Consider the following 17,641-nt stretch of genomic DNA (forward strand, 5'->3'; position numbering starts at 1 on the left):
GGCTTCCCCATGTGAGAGTAGGACATCGCCAGGCTTTGAACAACATCGAACTAAAGCAATTAAAGTAAGACTTTAGGACGATTACATATTGTGGAGAGATGGCTGAGTGGTTGAAAGCACCGGTCTTGAAAACCGGCATACGTTAATAGCGTATCTAGGGTTCAAATCCCTATCTCTCCGCCACATTAAAAAGCCCGCTGAGTAATCAGCGGGCTTTTTTACATCTTGAGAAACGCTGATCTTTCGTTTCATCATTAACTCTGTCAAAGTAAGAGTCCGTTTTATGGCAGCCAACCTAGGAAGTCTACTTTGATATTATCTGACTTTACGGTCACTCCAACCCTTCGAGAAGTTATTGGTAATGAGGCTCAGGTTTTCTCCTGTGAGCTTATTCAGACTCTATGGAGTGGCTATGGGTATTTAGTTAGACTTGAGCTCGCACAATCCCATTTATCTAGTGTTATTGTCAAAGCGATTCAATTACCAGATGAAGTACCAGCTAGCCACCCTAAAGGATGGAATACTCAACTTTCACATCAAAGAAAGCTCCAGTCGTATCAAGTAGAATTTTCTTGGTATCAGGAGTTCGTATCGACAATGCCCTCAGGTTGGGCTCCACAGTGTTTCTCTGCTCATAAGTATCAATCTCACCTTGAGCTCATTCTTGAGGACCTGAAGTCATTAGAGCGCGCTAGAGTAGTGAAAACCGCAACAGAGATGGAGATAAAAAGCGTTCTAAAATGGCTTGCTCAGTTTCATGCTTTTTGGCTTGGAGCGAATACGAATGGGCTTTGGAAACAAGGTACTTACTGGCACTTAGCGACTCGTCCTGACGAATGGCAAGCAATGCAAGATGAACGCTTTAAACAAGCCGCGCACATCATTGATGATAAGTTAAACGTGTGTCCATACCAAACGCTGGTACATGGGGATGCAAAGCTGGCTAACTTCTGTTTCAATAAACAAGGCAATGCTGTATCTGCGGTAGATTTTCAATACGTAGGGGGTGGTGTAGGGGTTAAAGATGTCGCTTTGTTCTTTACCACAACATTAGACTTTTCAACGGCTGACTTAAACGTAGCGGGTTACCTTGACTATTACTTCATACAGCTGCACTCAGCGATAGAACATTTTAAACCGGAAATTAATGCTAACCGTGTTTGCGAGGAGTGGCGCGCACTATTTGGATTGGCCTGGGCTGACTATCAACGTTTCTTGCTAGGCTGGAGTCCAGATCACAGTAGAATTAATGCATTTACCAGCAAGTTTACTCAACAAGCATTAGATGATTTTCAGTTATAAAAAAAGCTCCGTTAGGAGCTTTTTTAACAGTAATAGTGCCTACTTACTATCAATAAGTGTCAACGCTTTTCTCGACACTTCACTTGCTGCTTTAGATAAATTCTGTTTTTCTAAAGTATCAGCTAGATAGGCATAGTCAGAAACATCAGGACGAAGCGATAGGGCACGCTCGAAATGACGTTGCGCTTCTGGCCACTTTTCTTCTCGGAAGTAGAATTGTGCTAGTGCACTTTGTGCTTCAGGTGTATCCGGTTGCTTTTTAACAACATCTTCAAGTAGCACAACAACAGGGTGTGTATCTGCAAGGTTTAGTTCTGGTAATACCTTATACAAGTCCTCATGACCCTGTTTTTTCAACGTTTCTTTAATTACAGTGAACGCTTCTGCATCAGCTTTTCGAGCGATAAGCTGTTTACTAAAACAGCCCACTAAGTGGGTACTTTGGCGTGTTTTACGTGGCAACTTATTCCAATGATTGATTAAACCTTCACTGCCTTGCTGACTAGCAATATCTTCTAGCAATCCACATTGAGCGCGTTCGTTCAGTTCATTTTGCTCTAGTTCATCAATGAGCTTTGCCTTATGGAGTTTAGGCAGTAAATCGATTAAGGCTTGCCACTCGCCAAGTTCTCGATAGGTTGTTTTTTGCAAGCTCAAAACAATGGAATTGTTTGGGTGTTCTGCTTTGAGAGTTTCTAAAGTACTCGCGGCAACTTCCCATTCCTCTTCTCGAACCGCTTGTTTCGCTCTAGTTAGCTGAACGGCAAGATCGGAGTTTTCCTGTTTAGCGGCCAGCGCTAGATAATGGTCACGCTTCGCTTTGTCACCTTGCCCTAAGGCAGCTTCAGAAGCGACGAGATAACATAAAAGCGGCATATCGTGATAGTTAGCCCAACGTGTTACCTTTTTCTCTGCAAGCTTCCAATCACCTTCTAGCAGCTTAACGATACCCTCATTGGTATAGCGGCGTGAACGACGCATTTTACGAACGCTGAAGTAATTAAATGTCGTGACGCTGGTGTAAAGCACTTTCTTGATGATGTATTCGAGCAGAAACAGCCCCGCCAAAGCCGCAATAACAAACACGACTAGAGTTGTAACGCTCATCTCGATGGTTTTATTGGCAATTGAGATGAGCACATAACCTTGCTGGCCCGAAAACTGGGTACCAACAAATAGACCCGCACCAAGTACGATGAAGAGAAAGATTAATCGAATCATTATTTCTCCTCCGTGATGATGGTGGTGACTTCACGGCGCAGACGTTCGTTGATGACATCGGATAATTGAGCTTGAGTTTCCAATTTGACAGGATAGTTAACTTGAATGTTTTGTTGGCTCAGTTTGCCTAGCGCAGCGTTAAACTCTTTAACGCTATTGTTGTCCATATCAAAAAACGATTCTGACCATTTCTCTGCGGTTTCTAACGACATCTTATAGATCTCGCCTTGTTCTTTGTATACCGCACGAATCGCAGTTTCTATCTTAGATTTGATGTTTTCTTTGAGATAGAAATGCTGCTCAGGTGAAAGCAGTGGGATTACATTGCCATCGCGAGTACGGAAAGTAATAAAGTTTTCTGAGAAGTCTTTTAACGACGTCATCAGGTTATCTTGCCAATCGTAGATGTCTTGTGAAACTTGGCGTTTCTCGACAGCAGGTGCATCAGGAAGGATAGCGTTGGCAAGAGGTAGCTTATCAACCTCTTGCTGTAGCGAAGTTAGTCGTAGTACGAGTCCGTCACGGTCAATAAGTGGAACAGTACGTAGCTTGGTGATGTCATTTGCCATTGACTGGCGCAGAGACACTAAGCTTGGATCGTTGAGTGCAGCGATACGCTGGTCAGCACTTTCCATCAAACGTGTCGCACTTACCACATCGTGCTCCAAGAACAGTTTTCGGCCCGCGAGTTTAACCAAATAGTCGGCCTCAGCCAGAAGCCAATCGTTAGGGCGACGACCTTTAACGTCAGCAACCGCTAGTTGCAGGCTTTCTATACTTTTTTGTTGTTGGCCTAACACAACTTCGGCTTTATGTGTCACTGTTTTTGCCTGTTCAAGCGTTTCCGACTGCACTTGCTGCATTTCGCTGCTTAAGCTGCTTGTTGTCGCTTTAAGTTGTGACTCTAGCTTGGCGATGCGAGCTTCATAATCGCTGGCTTGCTTTTGCATTTGGTAGCTGAGGCCGCCACCAAAAATAACCGCTAAAACAATGGCTACCGCACCAAGTTTAACACCACGTTTGCCCTGTTTTTCTTCAAATTCCGGTGCAGCCGTTGGTGGTTTAGCTTGTTCGTGTTGAGAAGTTTCTTGTTCAGCTTTTGATGTATCAGCTTCTGGGGCTAAAGCCTTAACGTCTTGTTGTTCTTCAGACTGGATTTGCTCGTCTTTATTTTTGTTGGTCATTGTTAAGTCCTATTTCTAGACGCTGGAGAGCAGCAAATATTGTAGAGTTCGATGCACCTTGGGTATTGGTAACGTTATTAAATCCCTTTGTCATCGCTAAAGTAGCAATTCGTTCACTCGGAACCAATAGCTGTTGTTGTGTTAACCAGTTCAATTCTGGTTCTGATACTTGAGACAATAAAAACTCAAGTTGTTCACCACTGGTAACGACCAGAGTGTCGATACCCATTGAGCGCCATTGTTTTATCGCGTCTATTTTTAGTGGCAGATATCTGCGTTGGTAGGTTTCTAGGTATTGAACATCTGCACCAAGTGCACAGAGCTGATCATAAATGAGTTCTCGGCCGCCGTTGCCTCGAAGAATGATGACATGTTTTCCTGACACATTCGCCAACTCTGGTAATGCCAGTAGGTGTTCACTATCACTTACCGTCGGATAGTTTACGTTTTGTTGGCTGAGTTTGCTTAATTCATGTGCTGTTTTTTGACCAACCCCTAGATAAATACAGGAGTCAGGTAACGAGAGTTGCTGATGAGAGAGAATATGATGGAAGGCATAGACGGCGTATTGGCTGACGGCAATGATGATATCCGAACGTTGCAGTTGGTCGTCATCTAAACAAAGCTGCAGATTGTCCTGAATATCAATAAGTGGTTGATGGAGGGCAATGCCCCCCATTTTTTCTATGAGATTGCAAAGTTCTGCGCCTTGATTTTCAGGGCGTGTAACCAATACTCTCATCAGTCATTACTCGTGCTCTTGATAGAGCTTTTCTAGGATTTCTTTTGCGCCATCATCCAGCAGTTGATTCGCTAATTGGACGCCTAAGGCTTCTGCATCCGCTCGTTTACCACGAATTTCACCACGAACGATTTTTGAACCATCTGGTTCACCGACAAGAGCTCGTAACCAAATCTCGTCGCCATCGATCAGTGAGTAGCTACCAATCGGCACTTGGCAGCCGCCTTCTAACGTTAAGTTCATGGCTCGCTCACACAGAACACGATCGGCTGTGTTAGCGTGATTAAGAGGTTCGAGTAATTTAATCAATCGTTCATCATCAAGGCGACACTCGATGCCAACCGCACCTTGACCAACTGCAGGCAAGGATTCTTCAGGTTCGATAAAGCTGCGAATACGTGATTCTAGTTCTAGACGTTTCAAGCCTGCGGCAGCAAGGATAATGGCGTCATACTCACCGTTATCCAGTTTTCCTAAACGAGTCCCTACATTGCCTCGAAGCTCTTTAATGACTAAGTCAGGGCGCTGTTCTTTTAACTGACATTGTCTGCGAAGACTACAAGTACCTACCACAGCGCCTTGAGGCAGTTCGCTAATGTTAGTGTAAGTATTGGAAACGAAAGCGTCACGAGGGTCTTCACGTTCGCAAATGGTGACAAGGCCTAGGCCTTCTGGAAAGTCTACAGGAACGTCTTTCATTGAGTGCACAGCAAGATCGGCGCGCCCTTCAAGCATGGCGACTTCCAGCTCCTTAACAAATAAGCCTTTACCGCCCACTTTCGCCAACGGGGTATCTAAAATGATATCGCCTTTGGTGACCATAGTGACTAACTCAACTTCCAGTCCTGGGTGCGCTGCAATAAGGGCATCTTTGACATAATGAGCCTGCCACAGGGCAAGAGGACTTTTTCGGGTAGCGATTCGGATTGGCTGAGTTTGCGTCATATCGTTCTCGTAAGCATTTCTTTGTTTTTGGTCGTGGCACAATCCTAACACTGTCTCTATGAAAAGCTTAGTGATTTCCCTAGGGCTCTCCCAAACGACAACTTTGCTTGTCACAAATATTGTTAATAGTGTGAGGTTAATCGCATTTGTTATTGCGACTACTGTTAGAATTGTCCGCTATGATTTGGAAGGCAAAACCAAATCCTCGATGTTGTGCTGTGAGGGGCTGTAGTGCCGAGTATTGCTTTACCGCCTATAATAAAAATGATACATTGATCACGTTTTGAACGCTTGTTTGTTTAAAACCTACGCAATATAGCAGTTAGATTAGACCTAGGAATCACCCTTGCAGGCATACACTCATACCCTTATCCAGAGACTTGATAATCTCAACCAGCAGCGAATTGAACGCGCGCTGGCGCTTATGGATATGCAAGGACAACGTGTTTTCCAACTGATTCCAGCGCTTTTCCACTTCAACCATCCTATTATTCCCGGCTTCTTTGAAACTGACAGCCCAAGTGGTCTTTACGGTTTTGAAGCAAATGACGTTCAACGTCAGTTCCTTGATGATATTGCATTAGCTTTGGGGCAACCGCTGCCAGAGCCGCGTCAATGCGATATTCTAGGCCTTTACACCATGGGCAGCACTTCGTCGATCGGCCAAAGTACATCAAGTGATTTGGATATTTGGGTTTGTATCTCTCCAGAGATGCCGACCGAAGCTCGTGAAAAGCTGAGCAATAAGTGTTTGTTGATCACCGATTGGGCCAAAGGCTTGGGTGTTGAAGCAAATTTCTTCCTAATGGATGAAGAGCGCTTTCGCAGCAATATTTCCGAAGAAATGACCGGTGATAACTGTGGTTCATCGCAGCACTTATTGTTGCTGGATGAGTTCTACCGTTCAGCCGTGCGTTTAGGTGGTCAAAGATTGTTGTGGCAAATCGTGCCACCGGAAATGGAAGAGTGCTACGAAGATTATGTCGAGCAGCTTTGCCAAAATGGATACATCAATTGTGATGAGTGGATTGATTTCGGTCGACTCAATCGAATTCCTGCAGAAGAGTACTTTGGCTCAAGCTTATGGCAGCTTTACAAAAGTATCGATTCGCCTTACAAATCGGTATTAAAAGCGATTCTGTTAGAGGCGTACTCGTGGGAATATCCACATACTCAGTTACTCAGTATCGATACTAAGCGACGTTTCTTTGCCGATGCGCCCGACCTATATGGTATGGATGCGTATTACCTGATGCTTGAAAAGGTGACGCGTTATCTAGAACGTATTGGTGACACGACACGCCTAGATTTAGTGCGTCGTTGTTTCTACCTTAAAACCCATGAGAAGCTATCTCGTGAGCCTGGTATAGGCTCAGTGCCGTGGCGTCGTGAAGCGTTAAGTGAAATGACTGCTCAATGGCAGTGGTCTCAAGAAGTATTGCAGGAGCTAGACAGTCGCCGTAACTGGAAGGTAGAGCAAGTGATGGTGGTGCACAATGCATTGCTAGATGCCTTAATGCTCAGTTACCGTAATTTGATTCAGTTCGCTCGTCGTAACGACATTACCTCTGCCATCAGTCCTCAAGACATCAGTATTCTAGCGCGTAAGCTTTACGCTGCTTTTGAGGTTCTGCCTGGTAAGGTGACACTGCTCAATCCCCAGATTTCTCCTGATTTGCACGAACCAGATTTGACCTTTATCGAGGTTAAAGAGGGCAAGAGCTACAAGTCCGGCTGGTACCTTTATAAGCAACCACTCATTCCGCATCGAATCTTAGGGCAACCTGCTCTTGAGCATAATGAATACCTGAGTAAGTTGGTGGCGTGGGCGTTTTTCAACGGCTTGATTACCGAATCGACTCACCTCAACTCTGTGGTGCGTGAAGCGCATATCGACATCGATAAGTTCTATCAGATGGTGAGTGATCTGCGTAATACTTTCTCATTACGTAAACGTCGTCCAAGTATGCAAGCGCTTGGTAGTCCTTGTGAAATCAGCCAGTTGGCGATGTTTATCAATTTTGAAAACGACCCAACCTCTGAACTGTCCGCCAAAACGTCCAAAGTCAACCTGAAAAACGTTGATATATTGAGTTTTGGACAGGAAGGAAAAAGTCTTATCGGTTCAGTAGATCTGGTTTACCGTAATTCGTGGCATGAAGTTCGTACTCTTCATTTTGAAGGGGAAACGGCGATGCTTGACGCATTAAAAACAGTGTTAGGTAAGATGCACCAAGATGCGTTACCACCTGAGTCTGTGGATGTGTTCTGCTACAGCAAAAACTTGCGTGGTGTCCTACGAAATACCGTCTATCAACTACTTGCAGAGTGTATTGAGCTACGCTTAAAACCTGTTGATCAAGAGAAACGTCGTCGTTTTAAAGCGATTAAAGTGGCGAACCAAATGTATGGCTTGTTCTTTGAGCGTCGCGGCGTGTCAGTACAAAAACTGGAAAACTCAGTAGATTTCTATCGTAGTATCTCGACCAACAAATTGCAGGGCTCACCACTTCTTATGCTGGATCGTGAAGAAGAGTTCCAACTACCCGATGTAGTGGATGGCTTTGCGAGTGAAGGCTTGATTCAGTTCTTCTTTGAAGATACCGATAATGGTTTCAACATCTACGTGCTTGACGAATCTAACCAGGTAGAAGTGTATCATCAGATGCGTGGTAGCAAAGATGAGATGATTGCGAGTGTAAACAGCTTCTACACGTCTAACGTTGATAGTGAAATGTCATCGAAGTTAATTAACTTCAACTTACCGCAGTATTACCAACTGATTCATCCTGAAGAGGGAGAACCTTATATCATTCCTTATCGTAATGATGGCTCTCCAAACTCTAAAACGTCTAAAGCGGTGAACGCTTAAACCCAATCAATGTCTTCGCCGGCATGTTTCACACACTCGGCTTTGACCATGTCCATAAGTTCAACATTGGTTTTTGAACAGGTCCAAGCGCCATCAATCAGTTTGAAATGAAATCCACCGGATTTAGACGCGAGCCAAATCTCGTGCATCGGCTCTTGGCGGTTAATGATGATCTGGCTACGGTCTTCAAATTCCAAAGTCATGACATTGCCAGACACTTCATAGTCGATATCTGCACCTGAATCATCAATTGCTTCTTCGATGTTTTGCATCTGCTCATCGACTAATTGGTGAAATTCCGTGTCGTTCATTTTGTAATCCTATTGCTTTTCTAATTCGTGGTGCGATTATAGGGGGCATTGATTCAATAATCACGATATGCAAAATGAAAAAGACGATTACCGCATTTTTTATGCTCGTCGTAGTGACATTAGCGGGATGTGGCCAAACGGGACCACTTTATCTTCCTGCTGATGACGCACCAGCAAACGAGCAAGCTCAATAATCACCGCCATCGATACAGTGTAAAGGGATACAGGATTTGGATTATTTCAACTATCAGGACGATGGCCAGCTTTGGGCCGAGGAAACGTCACTTACGCAACTTGCCGAGCAATACGGCACTCCGCTATACGTCTATTCACGAGCGACGCTAGAACGTCACTGGAATGCGTTTGATAAATCGGTGGGCGACCACCCACATCTCGTGTGCTACGCGGTAAAAGCGAACTCCAATATAGGTGTGTTAAATACGCTAGCACGTCTTGGTTCTGGCTTTGATATCGTTTCTGGCGGTGAGCTAGAACGCGTTGTGGCAGCAGGTGGTGAGCCAAGCAAAGTAGTATTCTCTGGTGTGGGCAAAACGGCACAAGAGATGCGCCGTGCTCTAGAGCTAGGCATTAAGTGTTTTAACGTTGAATCTGAACCTGAATTAGAACGACTTAATCAAGTCGCCGGTGAAATGGGTGTAGTTGCGCCGATTTCATTGCGAATTAACCCGGATGTAGATGCTAACACGCACCCTTATATCTCGACGGGTCTGCGTGACAATAAGTTTGGTATCGCATTTGATCGCGCTCCAGCAGTGTACAAGTTTGCTCAAAGCCTGCCAAACCTTGCAGTCCATGGTATCGATTGTCATATCGGTTCACAGCTTACTGATATTGAACCGTTTATTGATGCGACAGATCGTCTGCTTGCTCTTATTGACCAGTTGCGTGCTGATGGTGTCAATATTAAGCACCTTGATGTTGGTGGTGGCCTAGGTGTGGTTTATCGTGATGAATTACCGCCACAGCCTTCAGATTATGCGAAAGCGCTATTAGCTCGATTAGAGAATCACCCAGAGCTTGAGCTTATCTTCGAACCAGGTCGCGCTATAGCGGCGAATGCTGGTGTGCTGTTGACCAAAGTTGAGTTCCTAAAACATACCGAACATAAGAACTTTGCGATTGTTGATGCGGCGATGAATGACTTGATGCGACCTGCATTGTATCAAGCGTGGCAAGACATTATTCCGGTTTCACCACGAGAGGGTGAAGCGATAACGTACGACCTCGTTGGCCCTATTTGCGAAACGGGTGACTTTATCGGTAAAGACCGTTCTTTGGTCTTAGAGCAAAACGACTTACTCGCCGTTCGCTCAGCAGGTGCTTATGGATTCGTTATGTCTTCGAACTACAACACGCGTCCACGTGTTGCAGAAATCATTGTCGATGGAGATAAGGCGCATGTCGTGCGTCAGCGCGAATCTCTGCAAAGTCTTTGGGAATTAGAAAGCATCTTACCGGAGTAATAGAACCACTATGCATTTCCACTTTTCTAAAATGCACGGTTTGGGTAACGACTTTATGGTTGTTGATTGTATTACCCAGAACGTATTTTTCTCACCCGATCTCATTCGTCGCTTGGCGGATAGGCATACTGGTGTGGGTTTCGATCAGCTTTTGATTGTTGAAGCGCCGTATGATCCAGAAACTGACTTCCACTATCGCATTTTTAATGCCGATGGCAGTGAAGTTGAGCAGTGTGGAAATGGTGCGCGTTGCTTTGCGCGTTTCGTGCAGATGAAGGGTTTGACCAATAAGTACAGCGTGAGTGTTAGCACCAAGAAAGGCAAAATGGTCTTGAAGTTGGAAGAGAACGACTTAGTGACTGTGAACATGGGACAACCTGAGTTTGAGCCAAACAAGATTCCTTTCAAAGCGAAGCAAAAAGAGAAAACCTATATCTTACGCGCTGGGGAGCATACGCTGTTCTGTGGTGCGGTGAGTATGGGTAATCCACATGTTGTAACGGTGGTCGATAGCACTGAAGAAGCTGATGTTGATAGACTCGGTCCATTGCTTGAGTCGCATGAACGTTTCCCTGAACGCGTTAACGCAGGCTTCATGCAGATACTGAGCCGCCATGAAGTGAACCTTCGTGTGTACGAGCGTGGAGCGGGAGAAACTCAAGCTTGCGGTAGTGGCGCTTGTGGTGCTGTCGCAGTTGGTATTGTCCAAGGGTTACTGGATGAGAATGTTACAGTGCACCTGCCGGGTGGCGACTTAAAGATTAGCTGGAAAGGTGAAGGCCACCCGTTAACTATGACGGGACCTGCAACTCACGTGTTTGATGGGCAGATTTCTTGCTAGTCAATGCACCTTGAGGTCACTTGGGTATATACTAATGGCGGGTCCTAGAAATAGGCCCGCCACTTTTATCTACTGACAGGGAATAAAGGGAAACATTTTGTCTGAGTTTGAAGCGAACCACCTTACAGCAGAAGTGGTAGCACAATATCTTTCTGATCATCCAGATTTTTTTAAGGGTAGAGAGTCGCTAGTTGAATCCCTTTCCCTACCGCACCAACAGCAAGGTGCTGTTTCTCTCGTAGGTATCCAATTACAACGACAGCGCGAACGTATTGAAGCGCTGGAAGAAGAAATTACTGCCTTGATGTCTCTGGCCGCTCGCAATGACAAAACCTTTTATGAGTTTATGTCACTGCAAGAGAATCTACTCAAGTGCCGAGATCTGCAAAGTGTTGTAAATGCGATTAAGCAAACGGCTCAAGGGCTTAACCTTAATGGGTACTTGAAGCTAATTGATGAACAAAGTGCCGACCCGCTTTCTATGGAAAGTTGGCAGCGTTTTACTACCAATCATCTCAATGGAAAAGACGCTTATCTAGGTCGTCTTCGTCAAGCCGATAGAACCATGCTGTTTACTGAGCAGCAGATTGCCAACGGAAAAGTTCCTGAACTCGGTTCGTATGTAGTATTGCCATTAAAGCGTCAATTCGCCCAAGGTTTATTGATTTTTTCTAGTGAGGATGGCGGTCATTTTCAGCCGGAGATGGATACCTTATTTTTAAGACACTTAGCGCTGGTGGTCTCCTATCTTTGTGAAAGTTTAGAGTGGCAGGCGCAAGAGGAAGACGATGTCAGACCAAGTACTGCCTAGCGGGTTGCAAAAGCCGCTAGAGCGTTTCTACGAGTACCTTCGTAGTGAGAAAGGGTTAAGTCTCCACACGCAACGTAACTACCGTCAACAGTTAGAAACCATGGGCATGCACTTGCATGAAATGGGTATTGGTGCGTGGACGCAAGTTGATGCAGGCTGGGTAAGGCAGCTTGCGGGTAAAGGCATGCGTGAGGGCATGAAAGCCAGCAGCATCGCCACGAGGCTTTCATCGCTGCGAAGCTTCTTTGATTTTCTGATTTTACGTGGCGAGCTCACAGCAAACCCAGCGAAGGGTGTAAGTGCACCGCGTAAGCAACGTCCATTGCCGAAAAACCTCGATGTCGATGAAGTGAACCAACTGCTTGAGGTTGATGAAGATGATCCACTGGCGGTACGTGATCGCGCCATGATGGAAATGATGTACGGTGCTGGACTGCGTTTGGCAGAAATGGTCAGTATTGATGTCAAACACCTGAACTTATCCAGCGGCGAGCTTCGCGTTATTGGTAAGGGTAACAAAGAACGCAAGGTGCCATTTTCAGGCTACGCCACTGAGTGGGCGAAGAAATGGCTCAAAGTTCGTGGAGAACTAGCCAAGCCAGGTGAGGTAGCGTTATTTGTGTCTAAGCTTGGTACCCGGATCTCTCATCGCAGTGTGCAAAAGCGTATGGCGGAATGGGGGCAGAAGCAGTCTCTTGCTAGCCATGTTAGTCCACATAAACTGCGTCACTCATTTGCTACGCACATGCTCGAGTCGAGCAATAACCTGAGAGCAGTGCAAGAACTGCTTGGCCACGAAAATATCTCGACCACTCAGATTTATACTCACCTCGACTTTCAACATTTGGCTCAAGCTTATGATCAGGCACACCCTCGTGCCCATAAGAATGGTACGCCCAAAAAGAAAGAGGACGAGTAAATGCGCTTTTATCGTAGCTTTGCCCCTATCGAGGCCATGACATTCGATCTTGATGATACGCTTTACGATAACTTCCCGGTGATAATCCGCGTAGAACAGCAAGCGGCACAATGGTTATATCAACAGCACCCAATTAGTCAGCGTTGGGATAAAAAGCAGTGGCATGAGTTTAAGATGGCATTGGTTAAAGCGGATCCTGCGTTAAAACACGACGTGACCCAATGGCGATATCAGCAGATTAAACAGGGTTTGGAGCATTTGGGTTACGATGATCTAAAAGCAACCAAGGCTGCACAAACGCTGATAGAAAAGGTATTGATTTGGCGTAGCGATTTCGATGTTCCACATGAAACACATGACGTGCTGTCCGCGTTGAGTAAACAGATCCCATTAGTAGCTATCACCAATGGTAATGTAGACGTGGAGAAGATAGGGCTCAGTCAGTATTTCGATCTGATCCTTAAAGCGGGTCCCGATGGACGAGTTAAGCCTTACCCCGATATGTTTGATAAAGCGGCACAACACCTAGCCATGCCACGTCGTCATATCCTGCATGTTGGAGATCATGTGATCACTGATGTTGCTGGAGCGATACGTAATGGCTTCAGTGCTTGCTGGTTTAACGACAAAGCAAAATCGCCAAGGCAGACGGTGCGTCTCAAGCAACTGCCTGATATTGAAATTAATCATATCCAACAGTTACTTGAGCTTAAGTTATAACGTGCTTTATTGAGAGCAACTAGACAGAGCGTGCCCACTGCGCTCTGCTTGAAACCACTGCAAATACTGTCCAAAGAACGTCAGCATTGCGTTGGCGTCATCACTGCTTTCTAGCTCTCTGACCATTTGTGCACACACTTCAAACGTGCATAGATTACCCACTTCCTGATTACGTCTTAGTTGATATTGAGAGCTTTGCGTCGCTTCAAGATGAACTTTAGGTAAGTTTTGTAGCCACTGGCTGCGATTCAACATTTTCTTCGCTTCTTGCCACGTTCCGTCCAGTACGATGAAATTACTTGCTGAGGGATGCTGTGTTTGCCACTGTGTTAGTGGCATGCTGTCTTGACCAGGAAACACCAAGACTGGTGTTAGTACACTGCTTCCAGGCAGGCAGTATAGGTCAGGTTGCTTACGCTGCCATTCGCGGATATTGACCTGTTTGATTACCCGCGCAACAAGCTTGCCGGTATTAGTTTCTCGCTGAAATTCATTAGGATGAGTTAGTAGGGTGAAACAAAGATCTGAAGCGATCGTCGGGATCGCTTCACAGTAGCAATTGTGGATAAAACCACAAGTTGTGCACACTTGCGTCATGGTTAATTACTCTTGAACAATACCAAGCCGCCATTAGCGATCGGATAGAGTACATCACCAACTTTTTCTTGAGTTGCTGTTAACTGGTTATCTGACAGCGTGAAAATTCGCTGTGACACAAGGTACTGCTGTTGGTGGCGAGTCATGATGACTTGAACCTGTTGGTTGTTGAGTTGCTGCCAAAATCCGCGTTCTTCCGTTGCGGGTGAGTTGTCTGGGTATTCATAGCGGGTAATGGCTGTATGATCAGGAAGTAGCGTCATAGAGACTGTAAAACCGGCGGTCTCTGTGGATTGCGCAAGATACTCGCCTGTCCATTTAAGGGTGTTGTCACTATTCGATAAGGTGCCACAGCCTTGTCTTGTCTCTTCACCCATGGTAAGCGCCGCACTCCATCCATAGATGGTGTCACTCATGGTATCGCTGCACGGCTTACTGCTCATTTGCAGATTAGCATTATCAAATTCATAGCGACGTGTGGTTTGAGTAATGGCGGTGTCTTTCAGCTTTAGGGTTTGCTTATCTTCACCTAATAAGGTGAAGCTGGCTTGCTGCGCATTATCAAACTTTAGTGACCAAAATGGTTCGTTCCCTAACACCTGCGTGGAACGAAGTGGCTGCTCGCAGCGTTTTGGGTTTTCTGCGGTGATCATATTGACCTGTTTCACGACAAAACGACCCGTGTAATCAGAATCAAACCCACGATGACTTGGCGGTTCTAGATAACCAATGACTTCAGCATAAACTGGTTGGTAGGGCCTTTGTGTGAGTTTTTCTGCTTGTTCTCGCACTTCTTTCGGTAATTGAAGCCAATATTGATGTTGGCTACCACACGGCTGAATAGTGCGAGTTTCGTGCCCGATAACCGCTTGGCCACGCATCACATAGGTTTGCGGTGTGATAGTTTCTGGGCGAGACAGTTCAGCTTGAGGAACCTGACTGTCCTTGCTTGAATCAGTAGTGTTGAAAGAAGAACACGCTTGAAGCAATATGAGTGGAGCAAATGCGAGCGGTAAACGCGACATTTTCATTAATCTCTTCCTTAGTCAGTCAAAGTTACAAGAAACACAGATACAAGGACCATTATGGCATATTGGTTATTTAAAACAGAGCCGGACGAATTTTCGATTGATACATTACGTGTCAAAGGTACAGCCTGTTGGGAGGGCGTTCGCAACTATCAAGCTCGAAACATGATTCGTGATGAAATGAAGGTGGGTGATTTGGTATTGATCTACCACTCTTCATGTAAGCAAATTGGTGTAGCTGGTTTAGCGACGATCACCAAAGAGGCTTATATCGATCATTTTCAGTTTGATATTGAAAGCGATTATTACGATGCGAAGTCTGATCCCGAAAATCCTCGCTGGTTAATGGTAGACATTGAGTTTGGCGAAAAGTTTAAGCGCGTGTTGCCGTTGAGCGTACTTAAAACTATGCCGGAGTTAATGGAGATGCCTTTGGTGAAAAGAGGCAATCGACTTTCAGTGATGCCCGTTACTGAATCTGAATGGCAAGCTATCTTAAGCCGAGTCGCCAGATAACAAAACTCCCATTCTCGATAGCTAGGATATGCGCTACATAGGGACGAGAATGGGAGTATTTGACGGTTGAAATCGTCGCGTTAGATAAGGTTTTGTTTTAAAAACTCAGCGACGGCATCATCGGCGTTACTACCAATGACTTCATTGTTAGGTAGAGCACGTTTCACTTTGTCGTGCGCATTTTCCATAATGTAACCATGGCCTGCCATGGTTAGCATTTCCACATCGTTCATCCCATCACCAAAAGCGATGCAGTTTTCTAAGCCAAACCCAAGCTTTTCTGCCACGGCTTGCAGAGCGTCACCTTTCGACACCTCTTTTGCCATGACTTCTAAACACCAAGGTGTGGAGAACGCGATGTTTAGGGAATCACCAAACTTGGCGCGTAAAGCATCTTCAAATTCCACTAAATGTTCATGGTCTTGCTTTGGATGAGTAATGAAGATTTTTGCAATACCAGAAGTCGGTGCTTGGGTCGCATCGAATAGGTGGTAAGTAAATCCAGTTTCAGTATGGAATTTACGTAAGTATTCATCTTCCTGATTGAGTAGCCACTTTTCATCCTGATACATATGAACAAATAATTCGCTGTCTGTACTTAGCACGTCAACAATCGGTTGTACCAGTTCCTCAGGCACGTTTTGGCTGTACAGCAATTGATCGTTTTGGTCGTGAACACGTGCACCATTTGATGTGATCATGTAAGCAGGAATACCCACTGATTCACGAATCCCAGCCACATCAACATGGTGACGACCAGTGGCAAAAATAAACGTATATCCCTTCGCGTGAAGTTCCTTAAGTGTTTGTTTGGAGTTATCACTAAGCTGGTGGTTCGTTGCCAGTAGTGTACCGTCTAAATCAGAAGCAACAATTTTAATGGAATCGCGGTTAAGGGTCATAGTTCTCTCTTTGTCATTGGAGGATAGGGTGAATTCGCAGCATTGTGGAATGGCTCTATTGTAGGGGATATTAAACCAGAAAAAGAGGGTAAATGGGTTACAGAAATATTTCCTCATTTACCCAAACTGTTACCAGTTGCGTTAGCACTTCTCGGCGCTAAAGAAATGGCAAATTGCATCCATTGCTTGATTGCGATACTCATCTTTTTCAAACAGTACTTCGTGTTTAGCCCCTTCAACCGTGATCATTTGAGCTTGGTGATTAGTACGTGAAAGCTTATTGATGAACTTGCTTTGGTCTTGATTGCTAACAATTTGATCCGCGCCTGCTTGCACGAGGAGAAGCGGTATTTTCACTTGTCGAGTTTGTTGAATGCACTGTTTTGCAGCCATTAACCCCTGCCAAACCCAGCGAGTGCTTGGTCCACCAATTTTCAGTTCTGGCATTTTCTCGTACAGGTCTCGGAACCAGTGATAGCGTACTTCACTTTGTGAAAGAGGGTTGATATCGAAGGGTTTAGCGACATAACCTTGATACCCTGGTGCAAACGTTGGTTTCGGGTAGATAGCGGTCATAATCTGCGCAACTAGGGTCGCAATGGGCTTGAGGTACCATGGCACACTCACGCCATACATAGGAGCGCTAAGCGCTATTTTATCGAATGAATGATGAGGGCGAGTTTGAATAAAACGTGTGGCAATGTTTCCGCCCATTGAATGGGCAAGTAGGTGGCGTTGCTGATAGCGCTCAAGTTCGAACGTATCCAATATCATCTGCATATCGTCAAGATAGTCATCAAACTCATGGACGTGGCCCATTTCAGGGTTAGGCGCTAGGTGAGTTGAGAGTCCTTGTCCACGATGATCAAAGGAATAGATGTCATAGCCTTGCTGAAAGAAGTCGTAGAACAGCTCCTGGTATTTCCAAGCCGATTCAATGCGGCCATTCACAACGACAAGTGCTTTTTGATGTTCCGGGCGAGTTAACTTACACCAAAAGAGCTTGGTGCCGTCTTTTGCTTTTAGCGTACCTTCTTGTCGATTCTCCCATAATTGAGCAATTTGTGAGTTTATAACTTGCTCAAATTGTGGCTCTTGAGTATAAGTGACATCGGTAGCGTTTAATTTGCTCATAAATTAGCCTATCTGGTGCATTATGTGTAATATGCTGTTTTTTCGATATTTTTGAATCGAATAGAATGCTTTTTGCCCACTATCCTCATTACTAGGATACGAGTAAATCAGT

The 17,641-nt window shown here is 45.2% G+C and carries 18 protein-coding genes and 1 tRNA gene; 10 read left to right on the plus strand and 9 right to left on the minus strand.

The features are described 5' to 3' along the window. Positions 1 to 92: 92 nt before the first annotated feature. A tRNA-Ser gene (locus OH456_RS24815) sits at positions 93 to 183 on the plus strand. A gap of 126 nt (positions 184 to 309) precedes the next feature. Beyond that, the gene (locus tag OH456_RS24820) at positions 310 to 1,302 is read left to right on the plus strand and encodes a phosphotransferase (RefSeq protein WP_270034413.1); all 993 of its coding nucleotides are present in this window, start codon (positions 310 to 312) and stop codon (positions 1,300 to 1,302) included. A 39-nt stretch (positions 1,303 to 1,341) separates the two neighbouring features. Here OH456_RS24820 and OH456_RS24825 read toward each other — a convergent pair whose 3' ends face one another. Genes OH456_RS24825 through hemC form a run of 4 tightly spaced genes read right to left on the minus strand, consistent with a single transcriptional unit; the run spans position 1,342 to position 5,394 of the window. After that, positions 1,342 to 2,523, minus strand: coding sequence for a heme biosynthesis protein HemY (locus OH456_RS24825; protein ID WP_270034414.1), 1,182 nt, complete (start codon positions 2,521 to 2,523; stop codon positions 1,342 to 1,344). Continuing rightward, entirely contained in the window at positions 2,523 to 3,707 is a 1,185-nt protein-coding gene (locus OH456_RS24830) for a uroporphyrinogen-III C-methyltransferase (RefSeq protein WP_006074692.1), read from the minus strand. Before OH456_RS24830 ends, OH456_RS24825 begins: the two co-directional genes overlap by 1 nt. Next, positions 3,691 to 4,449, minus strand: coding sequence for a uroporphyrinogen-III synthase (locus OH456_RS24835; protein WP_124940434.1), 759 nt, complete (start codon positions 4,447 to 4,449; stop codon positions 3,691 to 3,693). Before OH456_RS24835 ends, OH456_RS24830 begins: the two co-directional genes overlap by 17 nt. A 6-nt stretch (positions 4,450 to 4,455) precedes the next feature. Next, positions 4,456 to 5,394 (minus strand): hydroxymethylbilane synthase, encoded by a 939-nt coding sequence (hemC, locus tag OH456_RS24840; RefSeq protein ID WP_062463229.1) that lies wholly within the window; start codon positions 5,392 to 5,394, stop codon positions 4,456 to 4,458. A gap of 346 nt (positions 5,395 to 5,740) precedes the next feature. On the opposite strand from hemC, the gene OH456_RS24845 reads away from it, so the two are divergent. Beyond that, on the plus strand, positions 5,741 to 8,266 hold the full coding sequence (locus OH456_RS24845; protein ID WP_270034415.1) for a class I adenylate cyclase: 2,526 nt from the start codon (positions 5,741 to 5,743) through the stop codon (positions 8,264 to 8,266). Here OH456_RS24845 and cyaY read toward each other — a convergent pair. Next, the gene (gene cyaY, locus OH456_RS24850; protein ID WP_006074697.1) at positions 8,263 to 8,577 is read right to left on the minus strand and encodes an iron donor protein CyaY; all 315 of its coding nucleotides are present in this window, start codon (positions 8,575 to 8,577) and stop codon (positions 8,263 to 8,265) included. The genes OH456_RS24845 and cyaY overlap by 4 nt on opposite strands. 74 nt (positions 8,578 to 8,651) lie before the next feature. Between cyaY and lptM the strand changes: the two genes are divergently transcribed. The 6 genes from lptM (at position 8,652) to yigB (ending at position 13,352) form a co-directional block, all read left to right on the plus strand. Then, positions 8,652 to 8,771, plus strand: a complete 120-nt coding sequence (lptM, locus tag OH456_RS26015; protein WP_006074698.1) for an LPS translocon maturation chaperone LptM — start codon at positions 8,652 to 8,654, stop codon at positions 8,769 to 8,771. A 36-nt stretch (positions 8,772 to 8,807) separates the two neighbouring features. Then, the gene (lysA, locus tag OH456_RS24860; RefSeq protein WP_006074699.1) at positions 8,808 to 10,061 is read left to right on the plus strand and encodes a diaminopimelate decarboxylase; all 1,254 of its coding nucleotides are present in this window, start codon (positions 8,808 to 8,810) and stop codon (positions 10,059 to 10,061) included. A gap of 10 nt (positions 10,062 to 10,071) precedes the next feature. Next, positions 10,072 to 10,902: a diaminopimelate epimerase gene (gene dapF, locus OH456_RS24865; protein ID WP_107307522.1), complete on the plus strand. Its 831-nt coding sequence runs from the start codon at positions 10,072 to 10,074 to the stop codon at positions 10,900 to 10,902. A 97-nt stretch (positions 10,903 to 10,999) separates the two neighbouring features. Next, complete coding sequence (locus OH456_RS24870; protein WP_006074701.1) at positions 11,000 to 11,713, plus strand: DUF484 family protein; 714 nt, start codon at positions 11,000 to 11,002, stop codon at positions 11,711 to 11,713. After that, the gene (gene xerC / locus OH456_RS24875) at positions 11,691 to 12,632 is read left to right on the plus strand and encodes a tyrosine recombinase XerC (protein ID WP_006074702.1); all 942 of its coding nucleotides are present in this window, start codon (positions 11,691 to 11,693) and stop codon (positions 12,630 to 12,632) included. The genes OH456_RS24870 and xerC overlap by 23 nt, the downstream gene beginning before the upstream one ends. Next, the gene (gene yigB / locus OH456_RS24880; RefSeq protein ID WP_006074703.1) at positions 12,633 to 13,352 is read left to right on the plus strand and encodes a 5-amino-6-(5-phospho-D-ribitylamino)uracil phosphatase YigB; all 720 of its coding nucleotides are present in this window, start codon (positions 12,633 to 12,635) and stop codon (positions 13,350 to 13,352) included. A 6-nt stretch (positions 13,353 to 13,358) separates the two neighbouring features. Here the strand turns inward: yigB and OH456_RS24885 are convergent, their stop codons facing one another. Together OH456_RS24885 and OH456_RS24890 are read right to left on the minus strand one after the other, a co-directional pair. Continuing rightward, complete coding sequence (locus tag OH456_RS24885) at positions 13,359 to 13,949, minus strand: tRNA-uridine aminocarboxypropyltransferase (RefSeq protein WP_270034416.1); 591 nt, start codon at positions 13,947 to 13,949, stop codon at positions 13,359 to 13,361. Between the two features lie 2 nt (positions 13,950 to 13,951). Beyond that, a complete protein-coding gene (locus OH456_RS24890) occupies positions 13,952 to 14,980 on the minus strand; it encodes a COG3650 family protein (protein ID WP_006074705.1) in 1,029 nt (342 codons plus the stop codon). A gap of 54 nt (positions 14,981 to 15,034) precedes the next feature. On the opposite strand from OH456_RS24890, the gene OH456_RS24895 reads away from it, so the two are divergent. Next, positions 15,035 to 15,493 carry an EVE domain-containing protein gene (locus tag OH456_RS24895; RefSeq protein ID WP_006074706.1) on the plus strand — a complete coding sequence of 153 codons (459 nt, stop codon included), beginning with the start codon at positions 15,035 to 15,037 and terminating at the stop codon, positions 15,491 to 15,493. Positions 15,494 to 15,573: 80 nt separating this feature from the next. Here OH456_RS24895 and OH456_RS24900 read toward each other — a convergent pair whose 3' ends face one another. Continuing rightward, a complete protein-coding gene (locus tag OH456_RS24900) occupies positions 15,574 to 16,395 on the minus strand; it encodes a Cof-type HAD-IIB family hydrolase (RefSeq protein ID WP_006074707.1) in 822 nt (273 codons plus the stop codon). Between the two features lie 141 nt (positions 16,396 to 16,536). Then, positions 16,537 to 17,529 carry an alpha/beta fold hydrolase gene (locus tag OH456_RS24905; RefSeq protein WP_006074708.1) on the minus strand — a complete coding sequence of 331 codons (993 nt, stop codon included), beginning with the start codon at positions 17,527 to 17,529 and terminating at the stop codon, positions 16,537 to 16,539. Positions 17,530 to 17,641: the final 112 nt, after the last annotated feature.

Origin of the sequence: Vibrio sp. La 4.2.2, from assembly GCF_027586995.1 — a bacterium.
In the GTDB taxonomy this organism is placed as follows: Bacteria; Pseudomonadota; Gammaproteobacteria; order Enterobacterales; family Vibrionaceae; genus Vibrio; species Vibrio mediterranei.